The organism is Pseudomonas sp. S06B 330, assembly GCF_002845275.2.
Taxonomy (GTDB): domain Bacteria; phylum Pseudomonadota; class Gammaproteobacteria; order Pseudomonadales; family Pseudomonadaceae; genus Aquipseudomonas.
Genome location: NZ_CP088149.1, coordinates 465,688 through 490,821, shown reverse-complemented (window position 1 = coordinate 490,821; position 25,134 = coordinate 465,688). Strand labels below are relative to the sequence as shown.

31 protein-coding genes and 2 tRNA genes are annotated in these 25,134 nt (G+C 57.6%); 16 read left to right on the top strand and 17 right to left on the bottom strand.

Features of this window, described 5'->3' with window-relative positions:
* Positions 1–32: 32 nt before the first annotated feature.
* The 4 genes from CX511_RS02320 to CX511_RS02305 all read right to left on the bottom strand — a co-directional run bounded on the left by CX511_RS02320 (position 33) and on the right by CX511_RS02305 (position 3,326).
* A complete protein-coding gene (locus CX511_RS02320; protein WP_045180788.1) occupies positions 33–293 on the bottom strand; it encodes a DUF2164 domain-containing protein in 261 nt (86 codons plus the stop codon).
* Positions 293–931, bottom strand: a complete 639-nt coding sequence (gene hisH, locus CX511_RS02315) for an imidazole glycerol phosphate synthase subunit HisH (protein ID WP_045180791.1) — start codon at positions 929–931, stop codon at positions 293–295. The genes CX511_RS02320 and hisH overlap by 1 nt, the downstream gene beginning before the upstream one ends.
* Entirely contained in the window at positions 931–1,524 is a 594-nt protein-coding gene (hisB, locus tag CX511_RS02310; RefSeq protein ID WP_028942262.1) for an imidazoleglycerol-phosphate dehydratase HisB, read from the bottom strand. The genes hisH and hisB overlap by 1 nt, the downstream gene beginning before the upstream one ends.
* Positions 1,525–1,664: 140 nt before the next feature.
* Complete coding sequence (locus CX511_RS02305; protein ID WP_101293393.1) at positions 1,665–3,326, bottom strand: OFA family MFS transporter; 1,662 nt, start codon at positions 3,324–3,326, stop codon at positions 1,665–1,667.
* A gap of 374 nt (positions 3,327–3,700) precedes the next feature.
* Here CX511_RS02305 and CX511_RS02300 point away from each other — a divergent pair, with 374 nt between their 5' ends.
* The 7 genes from CX511_RS02300 (at position 3,701) to CX511_RS02270 (ending at position 9,644) form a co-directional block, all read left to right on the top strand.
* A complete protein-coding gene (locus CX511_RS02300) occupies positions 3,701–5,953 on the top strand; it encodes an AsmA family protein (protein WP_045180796.1) in 2,253 nt (750 codons plus the stop codon).
* Positions 5,950–7,017, top strand: a complete 1,068-nt coding sequence (gene mutY, locus CX511_RS02295) for an A/G-specific adenine glycosylase (protein WP_045180799.1) — start codon at positions 5,950–5,952, stop codon at positions 7,015–7,017. Before CX511_RS02300 ends, mutY begins: the two co-directional genes overlap by 4 nt.
* A complete protein-coding gene (locus CX511_RS02290; RefSeq protein WP_045180802.1) occupies positions 7,014–7,286 on the top strand; it encodes an oxidative damage protection protein in 273 nt (90 codons plus the stop codon). The genes mutY and CX511_RS02290 overlap by 4 nt, the downstream gene beginning before the upstream one ends.
* 91 nt (positions 7,287–7,377) lie before the next feature.
* Positions 7,378–7,453, top strand: a tRNA-Phe gene (locus tag CX511_RS02285).
* A 119-nt stretch (positions 7,454–7,572) separates the two neighbouring features.
* On the top strand, positions 7,573–7,989 hold the full coding sequence (locus CX511_RS02280) for a hypothetical protein (RefSeq protein ID WP_101293394.1): 417 nt from the start codon (positions 7,573–7,575) through the stop codon (positions 7,987–7,989).
* A 97-nt stretch (positions 7,990–8,086) separates the two neighbouring features.
* Complete coding sequence (gene ppk2 / locus CX511_RS02275) at positions 8,087–9,127, top strand: polyphosphate kinase 2 (protein WP_045180808.1); 1,041 nt, start codon at positions 8,087–8,089, stop codon at positions 9,125–9,127.
* A gap of 76 nt (positions 9,128–9,203) precedes the next feature.
* On the top strand, positions 9,204–9,644 hold the full coding sequence (locus CX511_RS02270) for a hypothetical protein (protein WP_045180810.1): 441 nt from the start codon (positions 9,204–9,206) through the stop codon (positions 9,642–9,644).
* Between the two features lie 187 nt (positions 9,645–9,831).
* Here the strand turns inward: CX511_RS02270 and gabP are convergent, their stop codons facing one another.
* A complete protein-coding gene (gene gabP / locus CX511_RS02265; RefSeq protein WP_045180813.1) occupies positions 9,832–11,226 on the bottom strand; it encodes a GABA permease in 1,395 nt (464 codons plus the stop codon).
* Between the two features lie 156 nt (positions 11,227–11,382).
* Positions 11,383–11,640: a hypothetical protein gene (locus tag CX511_RS02260; protein ID WP_045180816.1), complete on the bottom strand. Its 258-nt coding sequence runs from the start codon at positions 11,638–11,640 to the stop codon at positions 11,383–11,385.
* 196 nt (positions 11,641–11,836) lie between these two features.
* Between CX511_RS02260 and CX511_RS02255 the strand changes: the two genes are divergently transcribed.
* Genes CX511_RS02255 through CX511_RS02235 form a run of 5 tightly spaced genes read left to right on the top strand, consistent with a single transcriptional unit; the run spans position 11,837 to position 16,064 of the window.
* Entirely contained in the window at positions 11,837–12,610 is a 774-nt protein-coding gene (locus CX511_RS02255) for an ABC transporter ATP-binding protein (protein ID WP_045180819.1), read from the top strand.
* A 13-nt stretch (positions 12,611–12,623) separates the two neighbouring features.
* The gene (locus tag CX511_RS02250) at positions 12,624–13,400 is read left to right on the top strand and encodes an ABC transporter substrate-binding protein (protein ID WP_045180822.1); all 777 of its coding nucleotides are present in this window, start codon (positions 12,624–12,626) and stop codon (positions 13,398–13,400) included.
* Positions 13,401–13,458: 58 nt separating this feature from the next.
* Positions 13,459–14,115 (top strand): ABC transporter permease, encoded by a 657-nt coding sequence (locus CX511_RS02245; RefSeq protein WP_045180825.1) that lies wholly within the window; start codon positions 13,459–13,461, stop codon positions 14,113–14,115.
* Positions 14,112–14,801 (top strand): ABC transporter permease, encoded by a 690-nt coding sequence (locus CX511_RS02240; RefSeq protein ID WP_045180828.1) that lies wholly within the window; start codon positions 14,112–14,114, stop codon positions 14,799–14,801. Before CX511_RS02245 ends, CX511_RS02240 begins: the two co-directional genes overlap by 4 nt.
* Before the next feature lie 45 nt (positions 14,802–14,846).
* Positions 14,847–16,064, top strand: coding sequence for a methyltransferase (locus CX511_RS02235; RefSeq protein ID WP_045180831.1), 1,218 nt, complete (start codon positions 14,847–14,849; stop codon positions 16,062–16,064).
* A 241-nt stretch (positions 16,065–16,305) separates the two neighbouring features.
* Here the strand turns inward: CX511_RS02235 and mdtI are convergent, their stop codons facing one another.
* Both mdtI and CX511_RS02225 read right to left on the bottom strand, forming a co-directional pair.
* Complete coding sequence (gene mdtI / locus CX511_RS02230) at positions 16,306–16,635, bottom strand: multidrug/spermidine efflux SMR transporter subunit MdtI (RefSeq protein WP_045180834.1); 330 nt, start codon at positions 16,633–16,635, stop codon at positions 16,306–16,308.
* Positions 16,629–16,988, bottom strand: coding sequence for a multidrug/spermidine efflux SMR transporter subunit MdtJ (locus CX511_RS02225; protein WP_101293395.1), 360 nt, complete (start codon positions 16,986–16,988; stop codon positions 16,629–16,631). The genes mdtI and CX511_RS02225 overlap by 7 nt, the downstream gene beginning before the upstream one ends.
* 468 nt (positions 16,989–17,456) lie before the next feature.
* Here CX511_RS02225 and CX511_RS02220 point away from each other — a divergent pair, with 468 nt between their 5' ends.
* Together CX511_RS02220 and CX511_RS02215 are read left to right on the top strand one after the other, a co-directional pair.
* Positions 17,457–17,699 (top strand): hypothetical protein, encoded by a 243-nt coding sequence (locus tag CX511_RS02220; RefSeq protein WP_101293396.1) that lies wholly within the window; start codon positions 17,457–17,459, stop codon positions 17,697–17,699.
* 97 nt (positions 17,700–17,796) lie between these two features.
* A tRNA-Thr gene (locus tag CX511_RS02215) sits at positions 17,797–17,872 on the top strand.
* A gap of 122 nt (positions 17,873–17,994) precedes the next feature.
* Here CX511_RS02215 and CX511_RS02210 read toward each other — a convergent pair.
* The 8 genes from CX511_RS02210 to CX511_RS02175 form a co-directional block, all read right to left on the bottom strand.
* Complete coding sequence (locus tag CX511_RS02210; RefSeq protein WP_101293397.1) at positions 17,995–18,285, bottom strand: type II toxin-antitoxin system RelE family toxin; 291 nt, start codon at positions 18,283–18,285, stop codon at positions 17,995–17,997.
* Entirely contained in the window at positions 18,275–18,514 is a 240-nt protein-coding gene (locus tag CX511_RS02205; protein ID WP_045180850.1) for a type II toxin-antitoxin system RelB/DinJ family antitoxin, read from the bottom strand. The genes CX511_RS02210 and CX511_RS02205 overlap by 11 nt, the downstream gene beginning before the upstream one ends.
* 223 nt (positions 18,515–18,737) lie before the next feature.
* Positions 18,738–19,058, bottom strand: a complete 321-nt coding sequence (locus tag CX511_RS02200) for a DUF6124 family protein (protein ID WP_045180853.1) — start codon at positions 19,056–19,058, stop codon at positions 18,738–18,740.
* 535 nt (positions 19,059–19,593) lie between these two features.
* Positions 19,594–19,965, bottom strand: coding sequence for a hypothetical protein (locus CX511_RS02195; protein ID WP_101291786.1), 372 nt, complete (start codon positions 19,963–19,965; stop codon positions 19,594–19,596).
* Positions 19,966–19,975: 10 nt separating this feature from the next.
* Positions 19,976–20,821, bottom strand: coding sequence for an RNase A-like domain-containing protein (locus tag CX511_RS02190; RefSeq protein ID WP_101291787.1), 846 nt, complete (start codon positions 20,819–20,821; stop codon positions 19,976–19,978).
* An 11-nt stretch (positions 20,822–20,832) separates the two neighbouring features.
* The gene (locus CX511_RS02185) at positions 20,833–21,327 is read right to left on the bottom strand and encodes an Hcp family type VI secretion system effector (RefSeq protein WP_101291788.1); all 495 of its coding nucleotides are present in this window, start codon (positions 21,325–21,327) and stop codon (positions 20,833–20,835) included.
* 124 nt (positions 21,328–21,451) lie between these two features.
* A complete protein-coding gene (locus tag CX511_RS02180) occupies positions 21,452–21,670 on the bottom strand; it encodes a type II toxin-antitoxin system RelB/DinJ family antitoxin (protein WP_269216852.1) in 219 nt (72 codons plus the stop codon).
* Positions 21,671–21,704: 34 nt separating this feature from the next.
* Entirely contained in the window at positions 21,705–22,025 is a 321-nt protein-coding gene (locus CX511_RS02175) for a DUF6124 family protein (RefSeq protein WP_220639097.1), read from the bottom strand.
* Between the two features lie 374 nt (positions 22,026–22,399).
* Here CX511_RS02175 and CX511_RS02170 point away from each other — a divergent pair, with 374 nt between their 5' ends.
* Complete coding sequence (locus tag CX511_RS02170; RefSeq protein WP_045180856.1) at positions 22,400–22,600, top strand: hypothetical protein; 201 nt, start codon at positions 22,400–22,402, stop codon at positions 22,598–22,600.
* 94 nt (positions 22,601–22,694) lie between these two features.
* Positions 22,695–24,074: a trimethylamine monooxygenase gene (locus CX511_RS02165; RefSeq protein ID WP_101293075.1), complete on the top strand. Its 1,380-nt coding sequence runs from the start codon at positions 22,695–22,697 to the stop codon at positions 24,072–24,074.
* On the opposite strand, the gene rfaD is transcribed toward CX511_RS02165, so the two are convergent.
* A complete protein-coding gene (rfaD, locus tag CX511_RS02160; protein WP_101293076.1) occupies positions 24,071–25,102 on the bottom strand; it encodes an ADP-glyceromanno-heptose 6-epimerase in 1,032 nt (343 codons plus the stop codon). The two genes, CX511_RS02165 and rfaD, sit on opposite strands and share 4 nt — an antisense overlap.
* Positions 25,103–25,134 lie beyond the last annotated feature (32 nt).

Here is a 25,134-nt window from a genome sequence, read left to right as displayed (position 1 = left end):
TGTCTATTCGGTAAACAGTGATGCTCGGGAAGTCAGTTCTTCTCGAGCGCCCACAGGTCGCTTTCGATGCTCTCGAACCGTTCTTTCAGGTGGTTCTGCACATCGAAAATCGCCCTGTTGTAGTAGTGCGGGGCAATCTCTTTGGTGAACAGCTCCAAAACTTCGGCGACCTCGAATGAGCCCAATTGCAGCTCAAAACGGTCTTCGAGAAAGCGCTTGAGTACGTCCAGCGCTTCACGTTCCTGTTCTGGTGCGAGGGTGAGGATCGGTACCTTGGTCCTGGACTTGCTCATTACCAGCGTCCGTCCCAGGCCGCGAAGTTCTGCAGCAGCTGCAGGCCATGGGTATGGCTCTTCTCTGGGTGGAACTGCACGGCAAAACGCGAACCTTCGGCCAGCGCCGCGGCAAAATCAACGCCGTAGTGACCACGGCCCACTACCTGCACGGCCTTGGCCGCCGCGATGTAGTAGCTGTGCACGAAGTAGAAGCGTGCAAGGTCAGGGATGTTGTGCCACAACGGATGGTCGATGGACTGGGTGACTTCGTTCCAGCCCATGTGCGGCACCTTCAGGTGCTCGCCGTCTTCATGCAGATCTTTGCCGAAGAACTTCACATTGCCGGGGAACAGGCCGATGCAGTCAACACCGTCGTTCTCTTCACTGTGATCGAGCAGCGCTTGCATGCCGACACAAATGCCCAGAAACGGACGGTCCTGACTGACTTCACGCACCAGGCTGTCGAAGCCCAGGCGGCGAATTTCGGCCATGCAGTCGCGGATCGCGCCAACACCAGGGAATACCACGCGGTCGGCCTCACGGATCACCGCAGCATCGCTGGTGATCAGCACCTTGCCGGCGCCGACATGCTCCAGGGCCTTGGCTACCGAGTGCAGGTTACCCATGCCATAGTCGATAACGGCAACTGTCTGCATTACAGGCAACCCTTGGTCGACGGCATCTGCCCAGCCATGCGCTCATCGAGCTCGATGGCCATGCGCAGGGCGCGGCCGAAAGCCTTGAACACTGTTTCGATCTGGTGGTGAGTGTTGTGTCCGCGCAGGTTGTCGATGTGCAGGGTAACGTTGGCGTGGTTGACGAAGCCCTGGAAAAATTCCTGGAACAGATCGACGTCAAAACCGCCTACCGAGGCGCGGGTGTACGGCACATGCATCTGCAGGCCAGGGCGGCCAGAGAAGTCGATGACCACACGCGACAGGGCTTCATCGAGCGGCACGTAAGCGTGGCCGTAGCGACGGATGCCTTTCTTGTCACCGATGGCCTGGTTGAACGCCTGGCCAAGGGTGATACCGACGTCTTCGACGGTATGGTGATCGTCGATATGCAGGTCACCCTTGCACTCGATGTCCAGATCAATCAACCCATGTCGGGCGATTTGGTCGAGCATGTGTTCAAGGAAAGGCACGCCGATATCAAATCGGGCCTTGCCGCTGCCATCCAGGTTGATCGAGGCCTTGATCTGGGTTTCCAGAGTATTGCGCTCGACGGAAGCCTTACGTTCGACCATCACCAGCTCCGCAAAATCATTGGGCGAAAAAGGCGATCATTATAGGCCTAGAAGCGTCTGGCATGAAACGAAGATGACATGTGGCAGGGGATTTACCTGGTAAATCCCCCAAAACGCACAAATCTCTGTGCGGTGGACTGTCAGTTGAACAGCACTGCGGTCTTCTGCAACGTCACCCAGATGCCCAACGCCAGCGGGATCCCCACGACCAGCCAGGCAGCAATCACCAACGGCAGACTGCCCGGTGCGGCATGCCATTGCAGCACCCGGGCATTGTCATTTTTCTGGTCATGGCTCAGCGCCTGTTCAGCTGCCAGCTGCGCATCCGTCATGAAGTACTTGTCGGCAACCGGACGTACCAGCGCATTACAGACAAAACCCAGCACCAGCAGGCCGGCGAGGATATACAGGGTGATGTCATACACCGCTGCCCGCTCGACACCCAGCGCCAATTGGTACTCACGCAGATAGGTGATCAACACCGGCCCGAGCACACCGGCAGCAGCCCAGGCGGTCAACAGGCGACCATGAATGGCGCCAACCATTTGTGTGCCAAACAAGTCAGCCAAATAAGCGGGCACGGTGGCAAAGCCACCACCGTACATCGACAGGATGATGCAGAACGCTGCCACGAACAGGGCGATGTTGCCCAGGTGCCCCATGTTCGGCACCAGTGCATACAGCGCGACACCCAAGGCAAAGAAAGCAAAATAGGTGTTCTTGCGGCCGATGTAGTCGGAGAACGAGGCCCAGAAAAACCGCCCACCGATGTTGAACAGGCTCAACAGCCCGGTGAACCCGGCAGCAATGGCAGCTATCTGCGCCAATTGCGCGGTATTGAGCTCACTGAAACTCAGGTCGTTGCCCAACAACTTGCCGGCGAAAACCTCCTGCAGCAATGGCGAGGCCATGCCCAAAATGCCAATACCCGCCGATACGTTCAGGCACAATACCAGCCAGATCAAGGCGAACTGCGGGGTTTTCCACGCCACACTGACGTGTACATGGCGGTGAGTGATCATCGCATTGCTGGTTTTCTTCAGCGGTGCGGTCCAGCCCTCGGGCTTCCAGCCAGTGGGCGGTACGCGATAGGCCAAAGCGCCGCCGATCATGAACACGAAGTAAATCACCGCCATCACCACGAAGCTCTGCCATACGCCGACACCTTCAGGGCTGGCGAAGTGGTTCATCAGCGCTGCCGCCAACGGCGCACCGACCATGGCGCCACCGCCAAAACCCATGATCGCCATGCCGGTCGCCATGCCGCGCTTGTCCGGGAACCACTTGATCAGGGTCGAAACCGGCGAGATGTAGCCCAAGCCCAGACCGATACCGCCGATGACGCCCGAGCCCAACCACATCAACCAGAGTTGGTGGGTATAGATGCCAAACGCCGAGATCAGCAGGCCACCACACCAGCACAGCGCCGACACCACCCCGGCCTTGCGCGGCCCGGCGTGCTCAAGCCAGCCACCCCAGATGGCTGCCGAACAACCGAGGAAAACGAAGAACAGCGTGTAGATCCAGCTCAACATCGAAATCTGCCAGTCACACTCGGCACTGAACAGACGGGCGAAAAAACTCATGTCCGGCGCACAAGCGACTGGCGCGCTAATACCGATTGCTTGCGACAAAGGCAACCAGAACACCGAAAAACCATAGGCCATGCCGATGCACAGATGGATGGCCAGTGCCGCCGGTGGCACCAACCAGCGGTTGAAGCCGGGGGCGGCAATAATTCGTTCCTTGGACAGGAAACCAGGGCTGCTGGTGATAGCGCCTGCCGTGATACTGCTATTCATTATTGTGTTCCCTCGCAGAAATGGTCAGCTCACGGCTCACGACCTTGGGCCCATCGGCAACTGATCGTTTTTTGGCACTATTGCCCTTATAAACGCGACAAATCGCCGCAACAGGGGCTTGTGAGCGGCGCAAGAGTAGCATTAGCGTCCCCCTTTGAAAGCCAGCTGACCCTGCCTTTTGCTCAACAACTGATACACGTCGGCAAGGAACTGTCCTGCCCGTCATTGTCGAACTCCAGACCAAGCCACGTCAGTAGGGCCTCGTCAGGTGCTGTAGGAGAATTCCTTAGTAATCCCCTGTCACGCCCAGTGACGCCACATGCAGCGCTATACTCTGCGGCTAAATTTTAGAATCGGACTACAAGGACTCGCCCATGAAAGCGTTCGGCAAAATCCTGGGGCTAGTGCTTCTCGGACTGTTGCTGATCATTGTGGCTCTAGGCTTTGCCTTGACCCACCTCTTCGATCCCAACGACTACAAAGACGAGATTCGCCAGCTGGCACGCGATAAAGCCCACGTCGAGCTGACGCTCAATGGCGACATTGGCTGGAGCCTGTTCCCCTGGCTGGGTCTGGAGCTGCATGAAGCCAGCATCGCGACCCTGAACAACCCCAAAGCGCCGTTTGCCGACCTGCAGATGCTTGGGCTGTCCGTACGTGTGCTGCCCTTGCTGCGCCGTGAAGTGCAGATGAGCGACGTGCGCGTAGAAGGTCTTAACCTGACCCTGAGCCGCGACGAGAATGGCCATGGCAACTGGGAAGACATCGGCAAGCCCTTGCCCGCGGCGACTACCGCCCCCACCGACCCTGCAACCCCAGCTCCCGCTGGCGATGCCACCGCCAAAGCCGACAGCAAGAGCGACGCTAACGAGCGTCCTGTCAAACTGGACATCGATAGCCTGACCGTGAACAACGCTCGGGTGCAGTACACCGATGCCCGCAGCGGGCAGATCTTCGGCGCTGAAAGCATCCAGTTGAGCACGGGTGCTGTACACGAAGGTGTGAATATTCCACTGAAAATGACCGCCTTCATCAGTAGCGGTCAACCGGTACTCAAGGCGCGCACCGAGCTAAACGGCGAACTGCGCTTCGACCGCCGCCTCAAGCGCTATCAGTTCGAAGACATGAAGCTCAGCGGCGAAGCCTCCGGCGAGCCTCTGCAGGGCAAGACCCTGACCTTCGCCGCCCAGGGTCAGTTGCTGGTCGACCTGGCAGCCAACGTCGCTGAGTGGAATGGCCTGAAACTCTCGGCCAACCAGCTGCGCGCCCTTGGCGAACTGAACCTGCGTGAACTGGATAAAACCCCGCAGTTGACCGGTGGCCTGTCCATTGCCCAGGTCAACCTGCGCACCTTCCTCGACAGCATCGGCCACCCGCTGCCTGCCACGGCTGACGCCAACGCATTGAGCAAGTTCGAGATGGTCAGCCGCCTGCAAGGCAGCCCTAACAGCCTGGCCTTGGAAGACCTGGCAATCAAACTCGACGACAGCACCTTCAGCGGTCGCCTGGCCGTCGAGGATTTCGCCAAACAAGCTTTGCGTATCCAGCTCAAAGCCGACAAGTTCGACGCCGATCGCTACATGCTAGCCAAGAGCGAAGCGGCTGCCAGCAGCAAAGCGGCGCGCCAGGCCGAGGTCAAGAGCAAAGAGCAAAGCGCACTGGCCAGTGCCGGTAACACGCCACTGCCGGACGCGCCAACCCAAGTCGCCTGGAGCAACGACAAGCTGTTGCCGGTCGATCGCCTGCGCCAGCTCGACTTGCAAGCTGACCTGAACTTCGGCCTGTTGACCCTGGACAAGCTACCCATCGAGAACGCCAACCTCAAAACCCAGGGCCAAGGCGGCTTGATCACCTTGGAAACCCTGCGCGGCGGCCTCTACGACGGTAGTTTCGAAAGCAAAGGTACCCTCGATGTACGCCCAGCAGTCCCGCAGATCGGTCTGAACACCAAGATCAACCGAGTACCGGTCGAGCACTTCATCAAGAGCCATACCGAAACACCACCGGTCAAAGGCTTACTGACGCTGAACAGCGATCTGACCGCCACCGGCAACAGCCAGAAGGCGCTGATCGATACCCTCAACGGTAACGCCAACTTCGTCATCAACGACGGCATCCTGGTCAACGCCAACCTTGAGCAGCAGCTTTGCCAGGCCATCGCCACCCTCAACCGCAAGGACCTGAGCGGCGAGCCGCGTGGCAAGGACACGCCGTTCCAGGAGCTCAAAGGCAGCCTGGTAATGCGTAATGGCCTAGCCAGCAACCCTGACCTGAAGGTGCGTATTCCCGGCCTGACGGTCAATGGCCATGGTGACCTTGACCTGCGCGTGCTGGGCATGGACTACCGGGTCGGTGTCATCGTCGAAGGCGACAAGCGCGACATGCCGGACCCGGCCTGTCAGGTCGGTGAGCGTTATGTCGGCCTCGAACTGCCCTTGCGTTGCCGTGGCCCGCTTGAGCTGGGCGCTAAGGCCTGCCGTCTGGACAAGGACGGCCTGGGTAAAGTCGCCGCCAAGCTTGCCGGTGACAAAGTCAGCGAAAAACTCAGCGACAAGATCGACGAGAAGCTCGGTGACAAGGTCAGCCCGGAGCTCAAGGATGCACTCAAGGGGTTGTTCAAAAAATGAGTCCCGAGCAGTTTTCCAGCGCCGTGCTGGAGTGGTACGACCGTAACGGCCGTCATGACCTGCCCTGGCAACAGGGCATCACTCCTTATCGAGTGTGGGTTTCGGAGATCATGCTGCAGCAGACCCAGGTGAGCACCGTGCTCAATTACTTCAGCCGGTTCATGGAGGCGCTGCCGACCGTGCAGGCCCTGGCTGAAGCCCCCGAGGATGAAGTGCTGCACCTGTGGACGGGCCTGGGTTACTACACCCGGGCTCGCAATCTGCAAAAGACCGCGAAGATCGTCGTCGAACAGTACGGCGGTGAGTTTCCCCGTGACGTGGAGAAACTGACCGATTTGCCAGGCATCGGCCTGTCCACCGCCGGCGCCATCGCCAGTATCAGCATGGGCCTGCGCGCACCAATCCTCGATGGCAACGTCAAACGCGTGCTGGCGCGCTACACCGCCCAGCAAGGTTATCCAGGCGAACCAAAGGTAGCCAAGGCGCTGTGGGCCAACGCCGAGCGCTATACACCGCACAGCCGGGTCAACCATTACACCCAGGCGATGATGGACCTTGGCGCCACCTTGTGTACCCGTAGTAAGCCCAGTTGCCTGCTGTGCCCGCTGAAGATCAGCTGTGAGGCGCACATGCTTGGCGAAGAAATCCGCTTCCCAGTGCCCAAGCCGCGCAAGGAGTTGCCACAGAAGCGCACGCTGATGCCGTTACTGGCCAACCGCGATGGCGCCATTCTGCTTTATCGGCGCCCGTCCAGCGGCCTCTGGGGAGGTCTGTGGAGCCTGCCGGAGCTGGATAACCTCGAACAGCTTGAAGATCTGGCCTACCAGCACGGCCTGAACCTGGCCAGCAGCCAGGCGCTAGACAGCCTGACCCACACCTTCAGCCATTTTCAGCTAGCCATCGAACCCTGGCTGGTCCGGGTCGAGGCGGCCACAGACCACGTGGCCGAGGCCGACTGGCTCTGGTATAACCTCGCCACCCCGCCGCGCCTGGGCCTTGCCGCCCCAGTGAAAAAACTGCTCAAACGCGCGGCCGACGTATTGCTTACAGGAGAGTCGCGATGACCCGCACCGTAATGTGCCGCAAGTACAAAGAAGAACTACCGGGCCTGGAACGCCCACCTTACCCAGGCGCAAAGGGCCAGGACATCTTCGAGCACATCTCGCAGAAGGCCTGGGCCGACTGGCAGAAAGAGCAGACCATGCTGATCAACGAGAAGCGCCTGAACATGATGAACGCCGAGGACCGCAAATTCCTCCAGGGCGAGATGGACAAATTCTTCTCCGGCCAGGAATTCGAGAAGGCCGAAGGCTACGTTCCACCAGCCGAATAACCCCCAAAAACCGTAAGCGACGGTATTAATTAAAAAAATTTTCAAAAAGTCGTTGACGCAAACCTGAAAAAGCCTTTTAATGCGCCCCGTTGCCCAGATAGCTCAGTCGGTAGAGCAGGGGATTGAAAATCCCCGTGTCGGCGGTTCGATTCCGTCTCTGGGCACCACTAATACCGAAAAGCCCCAAGTGAAGTGATTCCTTGGGGCTTTTTTAATGCCCGCGATTTCTCTACTGATCACGGGCCTGCCTGCACACAGGAACGCTGCAGGGTAGCCGGAGCCAAGGATGAGACTAACCGTCGTCGCCCTCACCATGATGCTGTGCCTGACCGGCTGTGTCGGCGCGACAGTGGCCCTGCCGTACAAACAGACCTACCCCAGCCAGGCCGATCAACCACTGCGCCTGAACGCTAGCCCCCCAGTTATCCGTAAAACACAAAAATCCGACGTTACCCGCCAATGGTGCGGCATCACCGTGTGGGCACTGATTGTGCCGATTCCACTGCAACTGCCGGTGTGCGAGAGCTACAGCGAAGTGGCATACGGCGCTGACGCAAACGGCGAACAGGTGATCCTGTTCAATACCAAGCAGCGCATCAGGCCAACACTCTACGCCTGCGGGCCAATCATGATCCTCGGGTCGATAGCCAGCCGCTACGAAGGCAATGCGTTCTGCGGTAGCCTGCCCTGGAGCGACGGCTGACCGAAACAAGCCGAAGACTGTTGACCACAGTCAGTATGCCCTTGGGGTGCAGCCGTAAAATGTCCCGAGGATATTAGAAAAAACTAACAGGCCCCCCATGAGCGAAGAATCCACTGCCCTGCCACTGCCCTTGCCCGCCCCAGAAACGCCAGCGAACGCCAGCCAGCCCCCGCTACCCAAGCCCGCTACCCCACGCACACGGCGGCCACGCGCCACCCGCAAGACGACTACAGTTACCGTCGACGGTGAAATCAGTACCATCAGCCAGCAACCGGCTGCACTGAAGGTCGCCTCGGCACCACGTGGCTCGAACGAAGACAGCCCCACGGCAAAACTGCCCGCCAGCTACCCCTATCGCACCCGCATGCGCCGCGCGGAGTACGAAAAGGCCAAGCACGCTCTGCAGATCGAACTGCTCAAGGTGCAAAGCTGGGTCAAGGAAACCGGCCAGCGCATCGTCGTCCTCTTTGAAGGCCGTGACGCAGCTGGTAAGGGCGGTACCATCAAGCGCTTCATGGAGCACCTGAACCCACGTGGCGCACGTATCGTCGCCCTGGAGAAGCCTTCCGAGCAGGAGAAGGGCCAGTGGTATTTCCAGCGCTATATCCAGCACCTGCCCACCGCCGGTGAAATGGTCTTCTTCGACCGCTCCTGGTACAACCGTGCCGGTGTCGAGCGCGTCATGGACTTTTGCACGCCGCTGCAATACCTGGAATTCATGCGCCAGGCACCTGACCTGGAGCGCATGCTCTGCAACAGCGGCACGCTGATGTTCAAATACTGGTTCTCGGTCAACCGCGAAGAGCAACTGCGCCGCTTCATCTCGCGTCGTGACGACCCGCTCAAACACTGGAAGCTGTCGCCGATCGACATCAAGTCGCTGGACAAGTGGGATGAATACACCGCCGCCAAAGAGGCGATGTTCTTCCATACCGATACCGCCGATGCGCCGTGGACGGTGATCAAGTCCGACGATAAGAAGCGCGCGCGAATCAACTGCATTCGTCATTTCCTGCATTCGCTGGATTATCCGGGCAAGGACCTGAGCGTGGCCTACCAGCCTGATCCACTGCTGGTTGACCGTGCTGCGCGGGTGCTTGAGGAGGAAGACCGTGGCGAGCTGCCTCAGTCGGCCTGAGCAGTGGCACTTGGGTTTAGCGGCCAACTGCGATTCAATACGCGCAATTTGTCCGAGTCAGCACAAGGGTGCACCGATGGCCTCCAGCAGCAAACAACAGAAACGCGCCAAGCGCGCCGCCAACAAGGCCCGTGAGAATCGCATGGTGCGTAGCGGCCAGGCGGTCAAGAGCAGCGGCGAGAGCTCCAGCGCCAGCGTCGAGCAGGTGTTCAACAAGGCCATGGACTCGGGCAGCTATACCGCCCTGTTCGACAAGATGAAACAAGCCCAGGAAGGCGGCTTGGTGCCGTTGATCTCGGTGTTCCTGGTTGACCCGCTACTGGCCCTGGTACTCAAAGGCCACAAGGAAGAGCACGCTACCGACTACATCGTCATGGTCTTCACCGCCTACCGCAAATGGCTCGATGGTGCCGATGAAGACACCACCATGGCCTGGCTTGAGAGCGACGAGTTCCAGGAAGCCTACATCTCGGCCTCCGAGGCGGTGGCCAAGACGCAACAGAAAATGTTTGGTTGAGTCTCACCTGCCGTAGCCGCTGCCGAGGTACGAGACTGCGATCGGCTGCAAAGCAGTCGCAACCGGGAAGCATGGCCGCTTCGCGCCCAATCGCAGCCTGACCGCAGCGGCTACAGCGATTGGCAGTTGGCAAAACAAAAAGGCCGCGATCCTCACAGATCGCGGCCTTATTCATTTCAACAACCCATCAGTTGTTCAACACCACTCGCCCAGCCGCTTCGGCCTTGCGCTTGCGTGCCACCAGCAGCCCCGCCGCGACCACGGCAATCGACAACAAGCCAGTCGCAACGATCTCGATGCGGTGATCCGGACGGATCAGCATCACGGTAAGAATGCCGACGATAAACACGATGGCCGCCCAGGTCAGGCCTGGGAACAGCCACATCTTGAAGGCGATCTTCTCACCTCGCGCCATACGCTGGCGGCGCATGCGCAGTTGCGAAATGGCAATCACCAGATACACCAGCAAGGCAATGGCGCCGGAGCTGGCCAGCAAGAACTCGAACACCGCGGCAGGTGCCACGTAGTTGGCAGCCACAGTCAGGAACGCCGCCGCCGTCGACAGCACCACCGCAACGTACGGGGTACCGCTGGAGGTGGTGCGCTGGGCCACGGCCGGCGCATCGCCACGCTTGCTCAGGGAAAAGAGCATGCGCGAGGAGGTGTACAGCGCCGAGTTCAGGCAACTGGTTACCGCGATCAACACAACGATGTCGACGATCAGCTTGGCGTTAGGGATGCCCATCAGGTTCAGCACGGTCTGGTAGGAGCCGACTTCTGCCAGCTCGCTGCTGTTCCACGGCACCAGCGCCACTACAAGGAAGATCGATACGAGGTAGAACAGGAAGATCCGCCAGATCACCGAGTTGGTGGCCTTGGAAATCTGCTTGCCCGGATCCTTGGATTCGGCTGCCGCAATCGTAACGATTTCGGTACCCATGAACGAGAACATGGTGGTCAGCATGGCTGCCAGCACTGCGCCCAACCCGTTAGGCATGAAGCCCTGGGTGTCGAACAGATGGCTGACGCCGCTGACCTGGCTGTTAGGCAGGAAACCAAAGACTGCCGCCAGACCAAGAACAATGAAGCCGATGATGGCAATAACCTTGAGCAGGGCAAACCAGAACTCGAACTCGCCGTAGTTCTTCACGCTGAACAGGTTGGTCGCGGTCAGCAGCAGGGTAATAACCAGACTAAAGACCCAGATACCGACATCAGGGAACCAGGCATGCAGGATGGCCGCTGCGGCGTTGGCTTCCAGCGGAATCACCAGCACCCAGAACCACCAGTACAGCCAGCCAATGGTAAAACCGGCCCAGTGGCCGATGGCCTTGTCGGCATAAGTAGAGAAGGAGCCCGTATCCGGTGAGGCAACCGCCATCTCTCCGAGCATGCGCATCACCAGCACCACCAGGGTACCGGCGGCGGCATAGGCCAGCAGAACGGCCGGACCGGCGGCGGCAATGGCGTGGCCAGAGCCTACGAACAGGCCGGCACCGATAACACCAGCAATGGACAGCATGGTGACATGCCGTTGTTTGAGCCCCTGAGCGAGGTCATTGGAATTGTGCGTACCGCTCATAAAACTACCTTTGCAAGAATTGCGTTCTGATCCTGCGACCTGAGGCGCGCCTTGGATAAAAAGATTGCTACATCCTGTTGCCGATGCATAAGGCAATATCCGCGCCAGCACGATGACCGTTCGTTCGAGATATCTCACACCCCCGTCTAACAAGGCTTACAGGCCTTTCTGCCAGAAGGTGACCGAAAGACCCTCAAAAACGCTCGGAAAACCACGATTACTGAAATACCCACTTACAAATGCCCCAGGTGCACCAAAATCATTCAGCGGTAACACCTCAGGCACATCGAAGAAACAAAAAGGCGCAACCCCCAGGTACCACCAAAGCCGCAATTCACAGCCCGAAGCTGTACGCAAGGTCAGAAACGACTTCCCAGCTCCGGCCAAAACTGGCACCATCGCGCCTTTTTTCATCAAGGCTCCGGCCCTGGAAACGAGGGCAGGCGGACATCCGCGCGACAGTCCACTGCAGCGATGCGACACTGGCCCTCTCGGCAACCACTTGCCCCTCCCTACCTTGTTGGCTGTCATTCGGCCGCTATGCTAGCTTGGCGCTCGCCAGGAAGGCCGCCTACAAGCAGGAGCGCACCAGAACACATGAGGACCGCACATGGCTGAGGCCACGCCCGCGCTGGAAATCCGCAACCTGCACAAACGCTACGGCGACCAGGAGATCCTCAAGGGCATCTCGCTGACCGCACGCGATGGCGATGTGATCTCGATCCTGGGATCCTCCGGCTCCGGCAAGTCCACCCTGCTGCGCTGCATCAACCTGCTGGAAAACCCGCACCAGGGCCAGATCCTGGTGGCCGGTGAAGAACTCCGGCTCAAGGCTGCGAAAAACGGCGAGCTGGTAGCTGCCGATAATAAGCAGATCAATCGCTTGCGCAGCGAGATCGGCTTTGTGTTCCAGAATTTCAATCTGTGGCCACACATGAGCATCCTCGACAACATCATCGAGGCCCCTCGCCGCGTGCTGGGTCAGAGCAAGGCCGAAGCCATCGAGCATGCCGAAGCGCTGCTCAACAAGGTCGGCATCCACAACAAGCGCCACAGCTATCCGGCCGAATTGTCCGGTGGCCAGCAACAGCGTGCGGCCATTGCCCGCACCCTGGCGATGAGACCCAAGGTCATACTGTTCGACGAGCCGACCTCGGCCCTGGATCCGGAAATGGTCCAGGAAGTGCTTAACGTTATCCGCGCCCTCGCCGAAGAAGGCCGTACCATGCTACTGGTTACGCACGAAATGGGCTTCGCCCGCCAAGTGTCCAGCGAAGTTATCTTCCTGCACCAAGGGCTGGTCGAAGAGCAGGGAACGCCGCAGCAGGTTTTTGAAAACCCGAACTCGGCGCGTTGTAAACAATTCATGTCCAGCAACCGCTAACGGAGCAATACGCATGCAGACCTATAAGAAATTCCTCCTGGCCGCTGCCGCCACGCTGGTGTTCTCGGCCAATGCAATGGCTGCCGAAAAACTCAAGATGGGCATCGAAGCGGCTTACCCGCCGTTCAACAGCAAGGATGCCAGTGGCCAGGTTGTCGGCTTTGATAAAGATATCGGTGATGCACTGTGCGCCAAGATGAAAGTCGAGTGCGAAGTGGTCACCTCCGATTGGGACGGCATCATCCCGTCGCTGCTGGCCAAGAAGTTCGACTTCATCGTCTCGTCGCTGTCGATCACTGATGAGCGCAAGCAAGCCGTCGATTTCACCGACCGCTACTACTCCAACAAGCTACAGTTCATCGCTCCAAAGAACAGCGACTTCAAGATCGAAAAAACCGATATGGACTCGCTCAAGACTGCACTCAAGGGCAAGACCATCGGCACCCAGCGCGCCACCCTGTCCGGCACCTGGCTTGAAGACAACTTCAGCGACGAAGTCAAAGCCATCAAGCTCTACGACACCCAGGAAAACGCCTACCTCGACCTGACCTCCGGTCGCGTCGATGCGCTGTTGGCTGACAAGTTGGTCAACGTCGACTGGCTCAAGTCCGAAGCGGGCAAGAACTATGAGTTCAAAGGCGAGCCTGTGGTTGAGAGCGACGAAATCGGTATCGCCGTACGCAAAGGCGACCCACTGCGCGAGAAGCTAAACACTGCGCTGAAAGAAATCGTTGCTGACGGCACCTACAAAAAGATCAACGACAAGTACTTCCCGTTCAGCATCTATTGATTCGCCCCGACCAGCACCGCCGTTTGCGGCGGTGCCCGTCCCTTGAACACACCTGCCCATGAATATTGATCTATACGGATTCGGTCCGGCCCTCGCGGCCGGGACACTGATGACCGTCAAACTGGCGTTGTCGGCCCTCTGCGTGGGGCTGCTGCTGGGGCTGCTTGGCGCCCTGGCCAAGACCTCGCCCTTCAAACCCCTGCAATGGATTGGTGGCACCTACTCGACGCTGGTTCGCGGCGTGCCGGAATTGCTCTGGGTACTATTTATCTACTTCAGCTTCGCGACGATGATGGACAAGCCCTTCGTGGCTGGTGTCATCGCCCTGGGCCTGTGCTTCGGGGCGTATGCCACCGAAGTTTTCCGTGGCGCGATCCTGGCCATCCCCAAAGGTCACCGGGAAGCTGGCCTGGCCCTAGGGCTGTCCAAGACCCGGATCTTCTCTAAACTGATCCTGCCGCAAATGTGGCGCATGGCCCTGCCAGGCCTGGGCAATCTGTTCATGATTCTGATGAAAGACACCGCCCTGGTGTCGGTAATCGGTCTGGAAGAAATCATGCGCCAGGCGCAGAACGGCGTAACCAACACCAAGTTGCCGTTCACCTTCTACATGGCCGCAGCCTGTATCTACCTGTGCCTGACCATTGTCGCCATGACCGTCATGCACTTTCTGGAAAAACGCGCCGCGCGCGGTTTCGCGAGGCCTAACCAATGAACTGGGAAGTCATTATCAAGTGGCTGCCAAAGCTCGTTCAGGGCGCCACACTGACCCTGGAGTTGCTGGCTATTGCGGTGATTGTCGGCTTGATCCTGGCCATTCCGCTGGGTATCGCTCGCTCGTCGCGGCACTGGTACGTACGCGCATTGCCATTTGGCTACATCTTCTTCTTCCGTGGCACCCCACTGCTGGTGCAACTGTTCCTGGTGTACTACGGCCTGGCGCAGTTCGATGCGGTGAAAAACAGCGCCTTTTGGCCGTACCTGAGTGATCCGTTCTGGTGCACGGTACTGACCATGACCCTGCACACGGCGGCCTATATCGCCGAGATCCTGCGTGGCGCCCTGCAAGCCATTCCTCGCGGTGAGATTGAAGCAGCCCGCGCCCTGGGCATGTCGCGGACCAAGGCGATGATCTTCATCATGCTGCCACGTGCGGCGCGCATCGGTCTGCCGGCCTACAGCAACGAAGTGATCTTGATGCTCAAGGCCAGTGCCTTGGCCAGCACAGTGACCTTGCTGGACATCATCGGTATGGCCCGGACCGTCATTGCCCGGACTTACATGCCGATTGAGATTTTCTTCGCCGCCGGGATGCTGTACTTGGTGATCTCCTTCGTACTGGTGCAAGCGTTCAAGCAACTCGAACGCTGGCTGCGCGTCGACGCCTGCCAGGGTCGTTGAACCTGTATAACGGGGCTGATCACAGCCCCGTTTTTGTATCTACCCATGACCACTTCCCGTCCACTTGAAGATAACCAACTGCTGAGCCGCTTCCAGGCTCTGGACGGCTTTCTGCGCGAGCACCAGGCACTCTGGCGACCACGCCCCTTCACCCACCTGCATTTGCCCTGGGAGGCAGAGCACGAGGCGCTGGCCACTTGGCTGCGGCAACGCTCGCTGAGCGAGGCGGAAGCGGCCCACAACCATCCCGAGCACCTGCCTGCACCTGCGCCTTTTCCACAGCTGGCGACGCTGGCCAGTCAGCTTTCCGAGATAGGCGAGTTATCCACAATTGACCTGCCCCCGGCCAGTCACCGTCTGAATGTCGATGTACCTGGGCGCAAGTGGCAGCAGATCGAGGCATTCGCCAGTCACCTGGATTTTGCCCAGCCGCCGCGACACTGGCTCGACTGGTGCTCGGGCAAAGGCCACCTGGGCCGTCGCCTGCTGCACGCCGAAAAACAACAGCTGACCTGCCTGGAATATGACCGGGTGTTGGTCGAAGCAGGTCATACGCTCAGCCAACACCATGGACTGAACGCCGAGCACCTACTGCAGGACGTACTGGCCGAAGACGCCGGTCGACACCTGGCTAGCGAACATACCGCAGTGGCCCTGCATGCCTGCGGCGACCTGCATGTGCGCTTGATGCAACTGGCCAGCCGTCAGGGCTGCCGGCAATTGGCCATAGCCCCGTGCTGCTACAACCGCATTCAGGCTCAGGAGTATCAACCGTTATCCACTGCCGCTAGGGTCTCCGGACTGCAATTGTCCATTGATGATCTGGGGCTGCCGCTCAGTGAAACCGTCACCGCAGGTGCTCGGGTTCGTCGCCAGCGTGACGAGTCGATGGCCAGACGCCTTGGCTTCGATCTGCTGCAGCGTCATTTGCGCGGCAAGGATGACTATTTGCCCACACCGTCACTGCCGGTCAGCTGGCTGCACAAGCCGTTTGCCGACTACTGTCGGGAACTGGCTGCCCTCAAGGGTCTGCAGATTGACCAGACTCCCGACTGGGACGCGTTGCAGACCGCAGGCTGGCAACGGCTGGGCCAGGTGCGCAACCTGGAGCTGCTGCGTAACCTGTTCCGGCGCCCGCTGGAGTTGTGGCTGGTGCTGGACCGCGCCTTGTACCTGCAAGAGCAAGGCTACCGGGTACAGCTAGGGGTGTTTTGTCAGCAACCGCTGACGCCGCGCAACCTCATGCTGCTGGCCGAGCGATAGTCATTCGCTGACATGTGTGCAGCCTGTGGATAAGTCTGTGGGAAACCTTTTGAAAAAACCCTCAAAAACCTTGGATCCAAGCGCTTTCAACGATTGATGGTTTTTTGCTCAGCGGTTTATCGCCAACAAAAACAGCCATTTGCGCAAAGACCAACGGCGAGCGTTGGTCCGATGTGCGCACCACACGGCTGGCACGCGCCTTGTGCATAAGCTTTTCAGCAAAATGTTCTAAGCAGGTATATCAGGCCAGTTTCAGCAAGCTCATGCCTACCAGCAACAGCACCAGGCCCAGCCAGCCCCGCCCGGCCAATCGCTGGCCAAATAGCGCCCACCCCATAGCCACTGTAGCGAGGATGCCGAAGCCACCCCAGATGGCGTACGCCAGCGACAGTTCAATATCGCGAACAGCTTGGGCCAGGGCGGTAAAGGCCGCCAGCACACAGAGAATCGAGATAACGCCCAGGCCACGTTTGCGAAAACCATCGGAGTACTTGAGCAGCAAGTTGGCGATGACTTCCAGCACGATAGCCAGGCCCAGCCAGGCAAATGGAATCCAGTTCATGCTTAGCATGGCAAGGCCTCCATGTTGCGCTCGGCAGGTGCTGGGCGAGTGCCGGCCTTGATCAGCAGAATACCGGCGATCATCACACCCAGGCCGGCAGCCTTGAGCAGCCCCAGGCTTTCACCCAACCAGGTGACACTGATCAGGGTGATCAGCACGATGCCAATGCCTTCCCACAGCGCGTAGGCCACGCCTACCGGCACACGCTTTACTGCCAGCGCCAGGAAGAAGTACGACAGACCGATCATGGCGTACATCAAGCCATGTCCGAGGAGTGGGGAGTGAGTGGCGGCGAATTTCATCGACGCCGTACCGATCACCTCAGCGGTGATGGCGATAAACAAATAGATCCAGGAACGCATGATGCCCTCCCACGGGCGACACAAAACCGGGCACGTAATCGGCGACGGCTACAGACAAAAACAGAGAAAAAAGCTGATTGTCGGGGGAGGCGCTACAGACCGCCGGTCCAGTGATTTTCACGGGAGACCAAACGAGAGGTGGGGAGCAGGTACGCTTTAGTGTTCAACATAATGAACAACAAATTAACTCAAGGCATCGTAAAAGTCAAATCGATAGAAAATGACTAATTAAATTTCGCGTCTTTCAGCCCGTATTTAGGTGAAAGCCCTTAAAGGCTGCAGAAAGGTTCGTAAATTATATTATTCATCACGCTGTAGCCGCTGCCGCCAGGCTGCGATCGACTGCGAAGCGGTCGTATAAACTGATCTGCCCTGTTCATCAGCCCCCCCTGAGGTACCTGGGTTACGACTGGCGCACCAACCCGAGCATCCTCATCAAAGACCGACCTTTAGAAAACGGAATTCACCGTGAACAAACCTTCCTCCCTCGCCTTGCTCACCTTCCTCCTGGCCCTGGCCGGTTGCAGCGGCACAAGCTACACCCCAACGTCTGACTGGGACATGCCACAGATGCAAGTGCTGGGCGATAACGGCCTGCCAGCTCAGCCTTCCACGCACTGCAACAAGCGCGGTTGCCACGAGCACAAGCCGATGCTTTTCGACCCAAGCCAAAGCGAACCCGACGCCACGACATTGCACCGCGGCTGGTAAGAAAACGCCTTGCAAAGCCTGTTGAATAAAGGCTTTGCAAGGAATCTTGCAGAAGTAGTTTACAGATGCAAACTGATCGCTATAATGGCGACCCTGTGCCGGTATAGCTCAGATGGTAGAGCAACTGACTTGTAATCAGTAGGTCCCGGGTTCGATTCCTGGTGCCGGCACCATACGCAGTAAAAAAGAGGCTCACCGAAAGGTGGGCCTTTTTTGTATTCACGCGTTGAGGGTTGCGATACAAAGTCCGAACTAGCCTCTGCCCCGCTGGAATGGATATCAGCGAAAGCCAGGTTCACTCGCTCAACCGCTCAGCCGCCTTGCGATAAACCTGCTCCCTTTCCCATTTATCCACCGCGACCACAAACACCACGATCTCCTGATCGATGACCTGGTAGACCAACCTATACCCGCTGCTGCGCAACTTGATCTTGTAGCAATCCGGCAAGCTATGCAGCCGATTCGCTTCAATACGGGGATTGAGCAAAACCGCAGTCAGTTTTTTCTTGAATTGCTGGCGCACCGTGTCGCCGAGCTTGTGCCATTCCTTAAGTGCCCGCGCATCGAATTCAAGACTATAGGTCATCCAGCGAAACCTTTACCCGCTGAGGTGCAGCAAGACGTTCGCGCACCTTGGCAAGCAGGGCCTCATCATCCTCAGTCATCAATACCGGCTTGAAAGGCAACTGACCGCGCTCTGCTACGTATTGCAGCGCTTGGCGCATCAGCTCGGAAGGCGTAACACCCAGCTTTTCAAGCTCACGATAGGCGCGTGCTTTGAGATCGTCGTCGATACGAACATTGATAGACGCCATGGCATCGGCCTCCTGTAATGACAATAGTCTTTACAGTGACCTAATGTGGCTCGATGGGCAAGTAGCCCTGCTGACCTACCGACGGAGCGCCATCGCTTCATATACCCACCGCGCGTTTCACTCGAGCCTCTCGCACCCACCAAAGCAATCAAGACGACGGGCTGCCAGGCAGCCCCGGGGCGAGTAAATCCCAACCTCGCATCGCCGACTCACTCGAAGCGAACTATTCGAGCCCTTTACGCCTCAACGCCTCACTATCAATCCCATCCAGCACGGCATCGACCAAGCCCTTGGCCATCTCAGCCGAGTGCAGGGTGGACCAGAGCAGGCCCTTCTTGGGCAGCCCATGAATATGCTCGCAAGCCTGCTGAGCCGTATCGTAGATACCCTCCAAAAGCTGCGAGGCATGGACCAATGCGTCTTCAGCTTCAATGCCATCGCGTACGGTGAACAAAGGCGGGTGTCCGGCATCACACGAGCCGAAGGTGGTTGTGGCAGTCTTGCCGAAGAGGGATTGCGGGGGATCGGGAACTATTTTTGTCATTGTGACGCTCCTTTTGCTGTGGAGCTGCCACCGCCTTGCGACCAAACAAATTGGGTGACAGCTGTACGCAGGTTGGTCGACCGGGGCAAAAGGCAAACCCGGCAGGCACGAATGCCTCCCGCGCACAGCCGCCATAGCACGAAGATGCGGACGAAAAAAACGTCAGCATTCGTGGATGAGAGCTTTTGCATTTTGCTAGTTCGGGCGACCAAACCCGATCGCTGATTTTGCAGCGACCGGTGAAGCCTAACGTTCATCGGGTTAGCAGGCAAGTTGAGGTGCGCCGCCAGGTGTATCGAACCTTGTAATCCAAGGATAGAGGTCCGTTTCGATATTGGAGGCTACCCTTGTGGCCCGCACCACTGCCCCGCTTACAAACACCGCCTGTCGCACAGAAACATCCCTTGGCCAAATGTCTGGGTGGAAAGCCTCTGGCGACACAAAAATTCAACATAAACAGCTTTGTTTCAATAGCTTTTGTCACCGCTTTAGTCACCACAGAAGCCGTTAGCCCCCTTAGCACACACCCAAGTCTTCATCTGTAACCGATCCAACCAAAATATTTAACAAAAATAGCTTTCCTCTTTTTTTCAATATGAAAGTCGATTAAATCAAGGATACCGGTAAAAAAAACATGCTCTTCAACACCCAATCTTTCAGGAATGAAGCAAAGGTCGTACCAGGACAGAATCTCATCAACTGAAAAATCACCTGACCGTTGAAGCTTTATATAAGTGGTTATATCCTTCCTTAGCGAAAGGGCAGAGCAATACGTTTTTTTCACCATCCATCGTTCGATTATCTCTTCGACGCTAAGCTGTCCAGCCCGTTGATCTTCAGGTAGATAATCGAGTATCCCATCACCCAAATCCTTCATAAAGCCTATCAACTCCATATATCCGCGCATTACAAAAATCTCAAGGTATTGGAAAGGCAGTAAGGATGTATCTTGGCATATAATTGAACTCAACGAATTCTATAACAACCCTCACCTTTGTCATAGGAACTGGAACATTCGGAGCTGAACGATAGATACCCCAGCCTACATTCTGTTTCGCATCGAACTCCAAGACTAGGCGATTGCTCTTACGAATAAACTGAGTTTTGGAGTACATCAGAATTCTAAGTTTGTTTGCTTTCAGTGCTTGGCTAATAGCCAATTCTGCGATATCCATTTTTTCAAATGTGGACATTACAGCAGCTGATTTCACCTTTTTCAAACGCCACTGTAATGCTGCAATATCTTTTTGGAAGTGGAGTTTTTCAGTATGCCCACCGACGCTGTTATTCGGTGCATGTAACGGCTTCTCGCTTGTAGCAATACTCATTCTTCCAGCACGAACCGAGGAAACTCGAAATGCGTTGTACATAGATGCAGTAGTTAAAGGCACTACGAATTCGGTAGCTAACCCTATGACCTGACCAGTCGCTCGAGAGGCACCTAAAGCCTCAGCCGCTGTTGCTCCTGCTTTAAATGCGTAAGAATCGGTTTGCTTGCCTGTCACAATTTGCGTGGAGGCAGCTGAGAGTTGGTCAGATGCATGAACTCCCATTGCAACACAACCGACCTTTGAAATCATCGTTGGCTCAGGTATCGCACATAAGACACCCGAACCAGCAAGTTCAATGATGCCGCCAACGAGACGAAGACTGCCAAATATACGGTTAGACATCATCTCGGCAGGAGTAAGAGACTCATGCGTGAGTACCGCCGCCATTTGGGCAAAATTGAGGATGGCGCGAAAACTTCCATCATCAGACATAATGGGTTTCCTTACGCAAATGGCTTGTTAGCGGTCCTGTCCCAGCCACCAGAAACGATACCAGCACTCCCCCCATCGGCACGCCGCTGTTGTGAATACTCGAATTTAATACGTCCGTAATTTAGGGTCACGACTTCGACAGGAAAGCCAGATTGTTCTGCGCCCTGCCCGCTCACTAATGCAATCAGCACCTCTTCAAGCACGATGTCCAGATACTTGAACTTTTCAGTCCCCGCTCGATGGATTCGAATGGTCACGTTTTTGATATGGGCGCCCCTGCAGCAAAGCTCAAACAACTTCGGGGTCGCTCTATCCACATATTTGCTGATCTGGAAATCCCCGAGGGAAACGCCCCCAGCAGATGCACCACCACTGGAACTGGCAGTTTGACTGATAGACTGCACGGCATCGTAGTGATAGGAAAGCAGCTCGATCCAACCTTTGTGCCCATCGTCAAGCGACTCGCCCTCAACGCCATCCACCTTCATAAACGCATCAAACGACATAGAAGCTCCCTGCTTTTCTCAAAGTCGAATAAGAAAACACTAACTGAATCTGCGCTCAAATTACCAGCGCTCCTTGTCGCCGAGCGTGTGCCATTCCTTAAGTGCCCGCGCATCGAATTCAAGGCTATAGGTCATCCAGCGAAACCTTTACCCGCTGAGGTGCAGCAAGACGTTCGCGCACCGTGGCAAGCAGGGCCTCATCATCTTCAGTCATCAATATCGGCTTGAACGGCAACTGACCGCGCTCTGCTGCGTATTGCAGCGCTTGGCACATCAGCTCGGAAGGCGTAACACCAAACCAATCAAGACGACGGGCTGCCAGGCAGCCCCGGGGCGAGTAAATCCCAACCTCGCATCGCCGACTCACTCGAAGCGAACTATTCGAGCCCTTTACGCCTCAACGCCTCACTATCAATCCCATCCAGCACGGCATCGACCAAGCCCTTGGCCATCTCAGCCGAGTGCAGGGTGGACCAGAGCAGGCCCTTCCTGGGCAGCCCATGAATATGCTCGCAAGCCTGCTGAGCCGTATCGTAGATACCCTCCAAAAGCTGCGAGGCATGGACCAATGCGTCTTCAGCTTCAATGCCATCGCGTACGGTGAACAAAGGCGGGTGTCCGGCATCACACGAGCCGAAGGTGGTTGTGGCAGTCTTGCCGAAGAGGGATTGCGGGGGATCTGGAACTATTTTTGTCATCGTGAACGTCTCTATTGTGGTGGAGCCGTCACCGCTTGCGACCAAACAAGTTGGGTGGCAGCTGTACGCAGGTTGGTCGACCAGGACAATAGACAAACCCGGCAGGCACGAATGCCTCCCACGCACAGCTGCCATAGAACGAAGATACCGACGAGCAAACGTAAGTATTCGTTGTAGGACGCTGTAGCGTCTATCGTTCAGACGGGCGACCAAACCCGATCGCTGATTTTGCAGCGACCGGTGAAGCCTAACGTTCATCGGGTTAGCAGGCAAGTTGAGGTGCGCCGCCAGGTGTATCGAACCTTGTAATCCCCACCCCCATCCGTTATAGCTAAAAAGGCATCCATAACGAGAAGAGGCAGAATCAGCCCATCATGAACGAGACCACACGCATCTTTCGCCCCCAAGGCCCGTTTGCCGCGCTGTTCGGCAAGCCTTACGGGCCCACCCTCGCCGCTGACCAATCGCTGTCCAGCTCGCCCCTCTCGACACTGTTCCACGCTTTGTCGATTCCACCCCGCGACGCCCTGCTCGCGCACAAACGCAAACGCCCTGTCCCCCCACCTGCCAGCTGACGCCTGAATTTTCCGCTTTCCATTGCCCTCGGCTCTGCCGTTCAGGGCTGGAGATACTTTGCATTTTTTTCAGTGTTTTCTGTCAGGAAGTCTTATGAGTATTCGTGTTGCCATTATCGGCGCCGGCCCGTCTGGCCTGGCGCAGTTGCGTGCCTTTCAATCCGCTCATGCCCAGGGCGCTCCGATGCCTGAGGTGGTCTGTTTCGAGAAGCAGTCCGACTGGGGCGGGATGTGGAATTACACCTGGCGCACCGGGCTGGATGAGCACGGTGAGCCGGTGCACGGCAGTATGTATCGCTACCTGTGGTCAAACGGGCCGAAGGAGTGCCTGGAGTTCGCCGACTACAGTTTCGATGAGCATTTCGGGCGGCCAATTTCGTCGTATCCGCCGCGTGAGGTGCTCTGGGACTATATTCAGGGCCGGGTGAAAAAGGCCGGTGTGCGCGATTACATTCGCTTCAACACGGCGGTCAAAGCCGTGAGCTTTGATCAAGCCAGCCGTACCTTTACGGTCAACGCCTACGACTACGCAATCGGCCAGGGCGTTGAGCAGGTGTTCGATTATGTGGTGGTCGCCAGCGGGCATTTCTCCACGCCGCATGTGCCGGACTTTGCCGGGTTCGAGCGTTTCTCCGGACGTATCCTGCATGCCCACGATTTCCGTGATGCGCTGGAGTTCAAGGGTAAGGATGTGCTGATCGTCGGCAGCAGCTATTCGGCCGAAGACATCGGCTCGCAGTGCTTCAAGTACGGCGCACGCTCGATTACCACCGCCTGGCGTACTCAGCCAATGGGCTACAAATGGCCCAAAGGCTGGGAAGAGCGCCCGCAACTGCAACGCGTTGAAGGCGACCTGGCGTTCTTTGCCGACGGTTCAAGCAAGCGCGTGGACGCGATCATTCTGTGCACCGGCTATCAGCATCACTTCCCGTTCCTGCCTGATGAGCTGACGCTCAAGACCGGCAACCGCCTATGGCCACTGGGGCTGTATCAGGGCGTGGTCTGGGAAGATAACCCGCAGTTGATCTACCTCGGTATGCAAGACCTCTGGTACAGCTTCAACCTGTTCGACGCCCAGGCCTGGTTCGCCCGCGACTACATGCTTGGTCGCCACACGCTGCCATCAAAGGCCCAGATGCAGGCCGATAGCGCACGCTGGCGCGCTGAAGAAGAGGCACTGGAAACCACCGCGTCGATGTACGAATTCCAGGGCCGCTATATCAAGCACCTGATCGGGCAAACCGACTACCCAAGCTTCGATATCGACGCGGTTAACCGGATCTTCCTTAAATGGAAGTCGGATAAAAAGCAGGACATCATGGGCTACCGCGACAAATCCTACCGCTCAGTTATCACCGGTACCACCGCTGTACCGCACCATACCCGATGGATGCAGGCCATGGACGACTCGCTCCTTGAGTACCTGCGCGAAACCTCAGCCAAGGGTGATGTGAAAACCCTACGCCAGCACTAAGCAGCCGCCGCCTGCCGACTGGGTGCAGGCGGCGGGCTTTCAAGCCCCAGCAACCAGTCGCAGTAGCGGGCCACACCCTGCTCCACCGTCAGGGTCGGCTCGCGATAACCCACCTCGCGCAGCTGCTCCAGATCGGCGCAGGTGTAGCACTGGTACTTGCCGCGCAGGTGATCAGGAAATTCGCTGTACTCAAGAATGCCTTCCAGCAAGGCCATCTCCCGTGAAAGCGGGGGCTGGTCCTGCTGCGCGCGCAGACGATTGATCACCGCCATGGCCACGTCGTTGAACGGCTGGGCACGGCCACTGCCAACATTGAAAATCCCGCTCAGGTGTGGGCGGTCAAGGAAGAACAGGTTGACCTTGACCACATCTTCCACCGAGACGAAGTCGCGTAGATGCCCCCCACTGGGGTAGTCACCGTAGCTGCCGAACAGGCTGACCTTGCCATGCGCCTGGTATTGGTTGAAGCAGTGCAAGGCTACCGACGCCATCGCACCTTTGTGCTGTTCGTGCGGGCCGTAGACGTTGAAGTAACGCAGGCCAACGATCTGGCTGCGTGCTGCGGACAGTTGCCGACGCACACGTTGATCGAAAAGGAATTTGGAGTAGCCGTAAACATTCAACGGCCGCTCGTTCTCGCGTTGCTCGCGAAAGTACCTGCCTGCGCCATACACCGCCGCCGATGAGGCATACAGCATCGGCACCTGCAGGCCTTGGGCAGCGTCGAGCAGGTCGCGGCTGAAGCGGTAGTTGTTGTCCATCATAAAGCGCCCGTCGCCTTCGACGGTGCTGGAACAAGCGCCCTGATGCAGCACAGCGCGGACCTTGCCGAACTGGCCACGGGCAAAGCGCTCGAGAAAGTCGTCCTTGTCCAGGTAGTCGGCAATCTCGCCATCGGCGAGGTTGCGAAACTTGTCTCCATCAGTCAGGTCGTCGACCGCAATAATCTCGGTTTCATTGCGTCGATTGAGGGCCTGGACCAGGTTGCTACCGATGAAACCGGCGGCGCCGGTGACGATAATGGTCATGCCTTGTCCCCCTTTGAGGGTGCAGAGCGCTC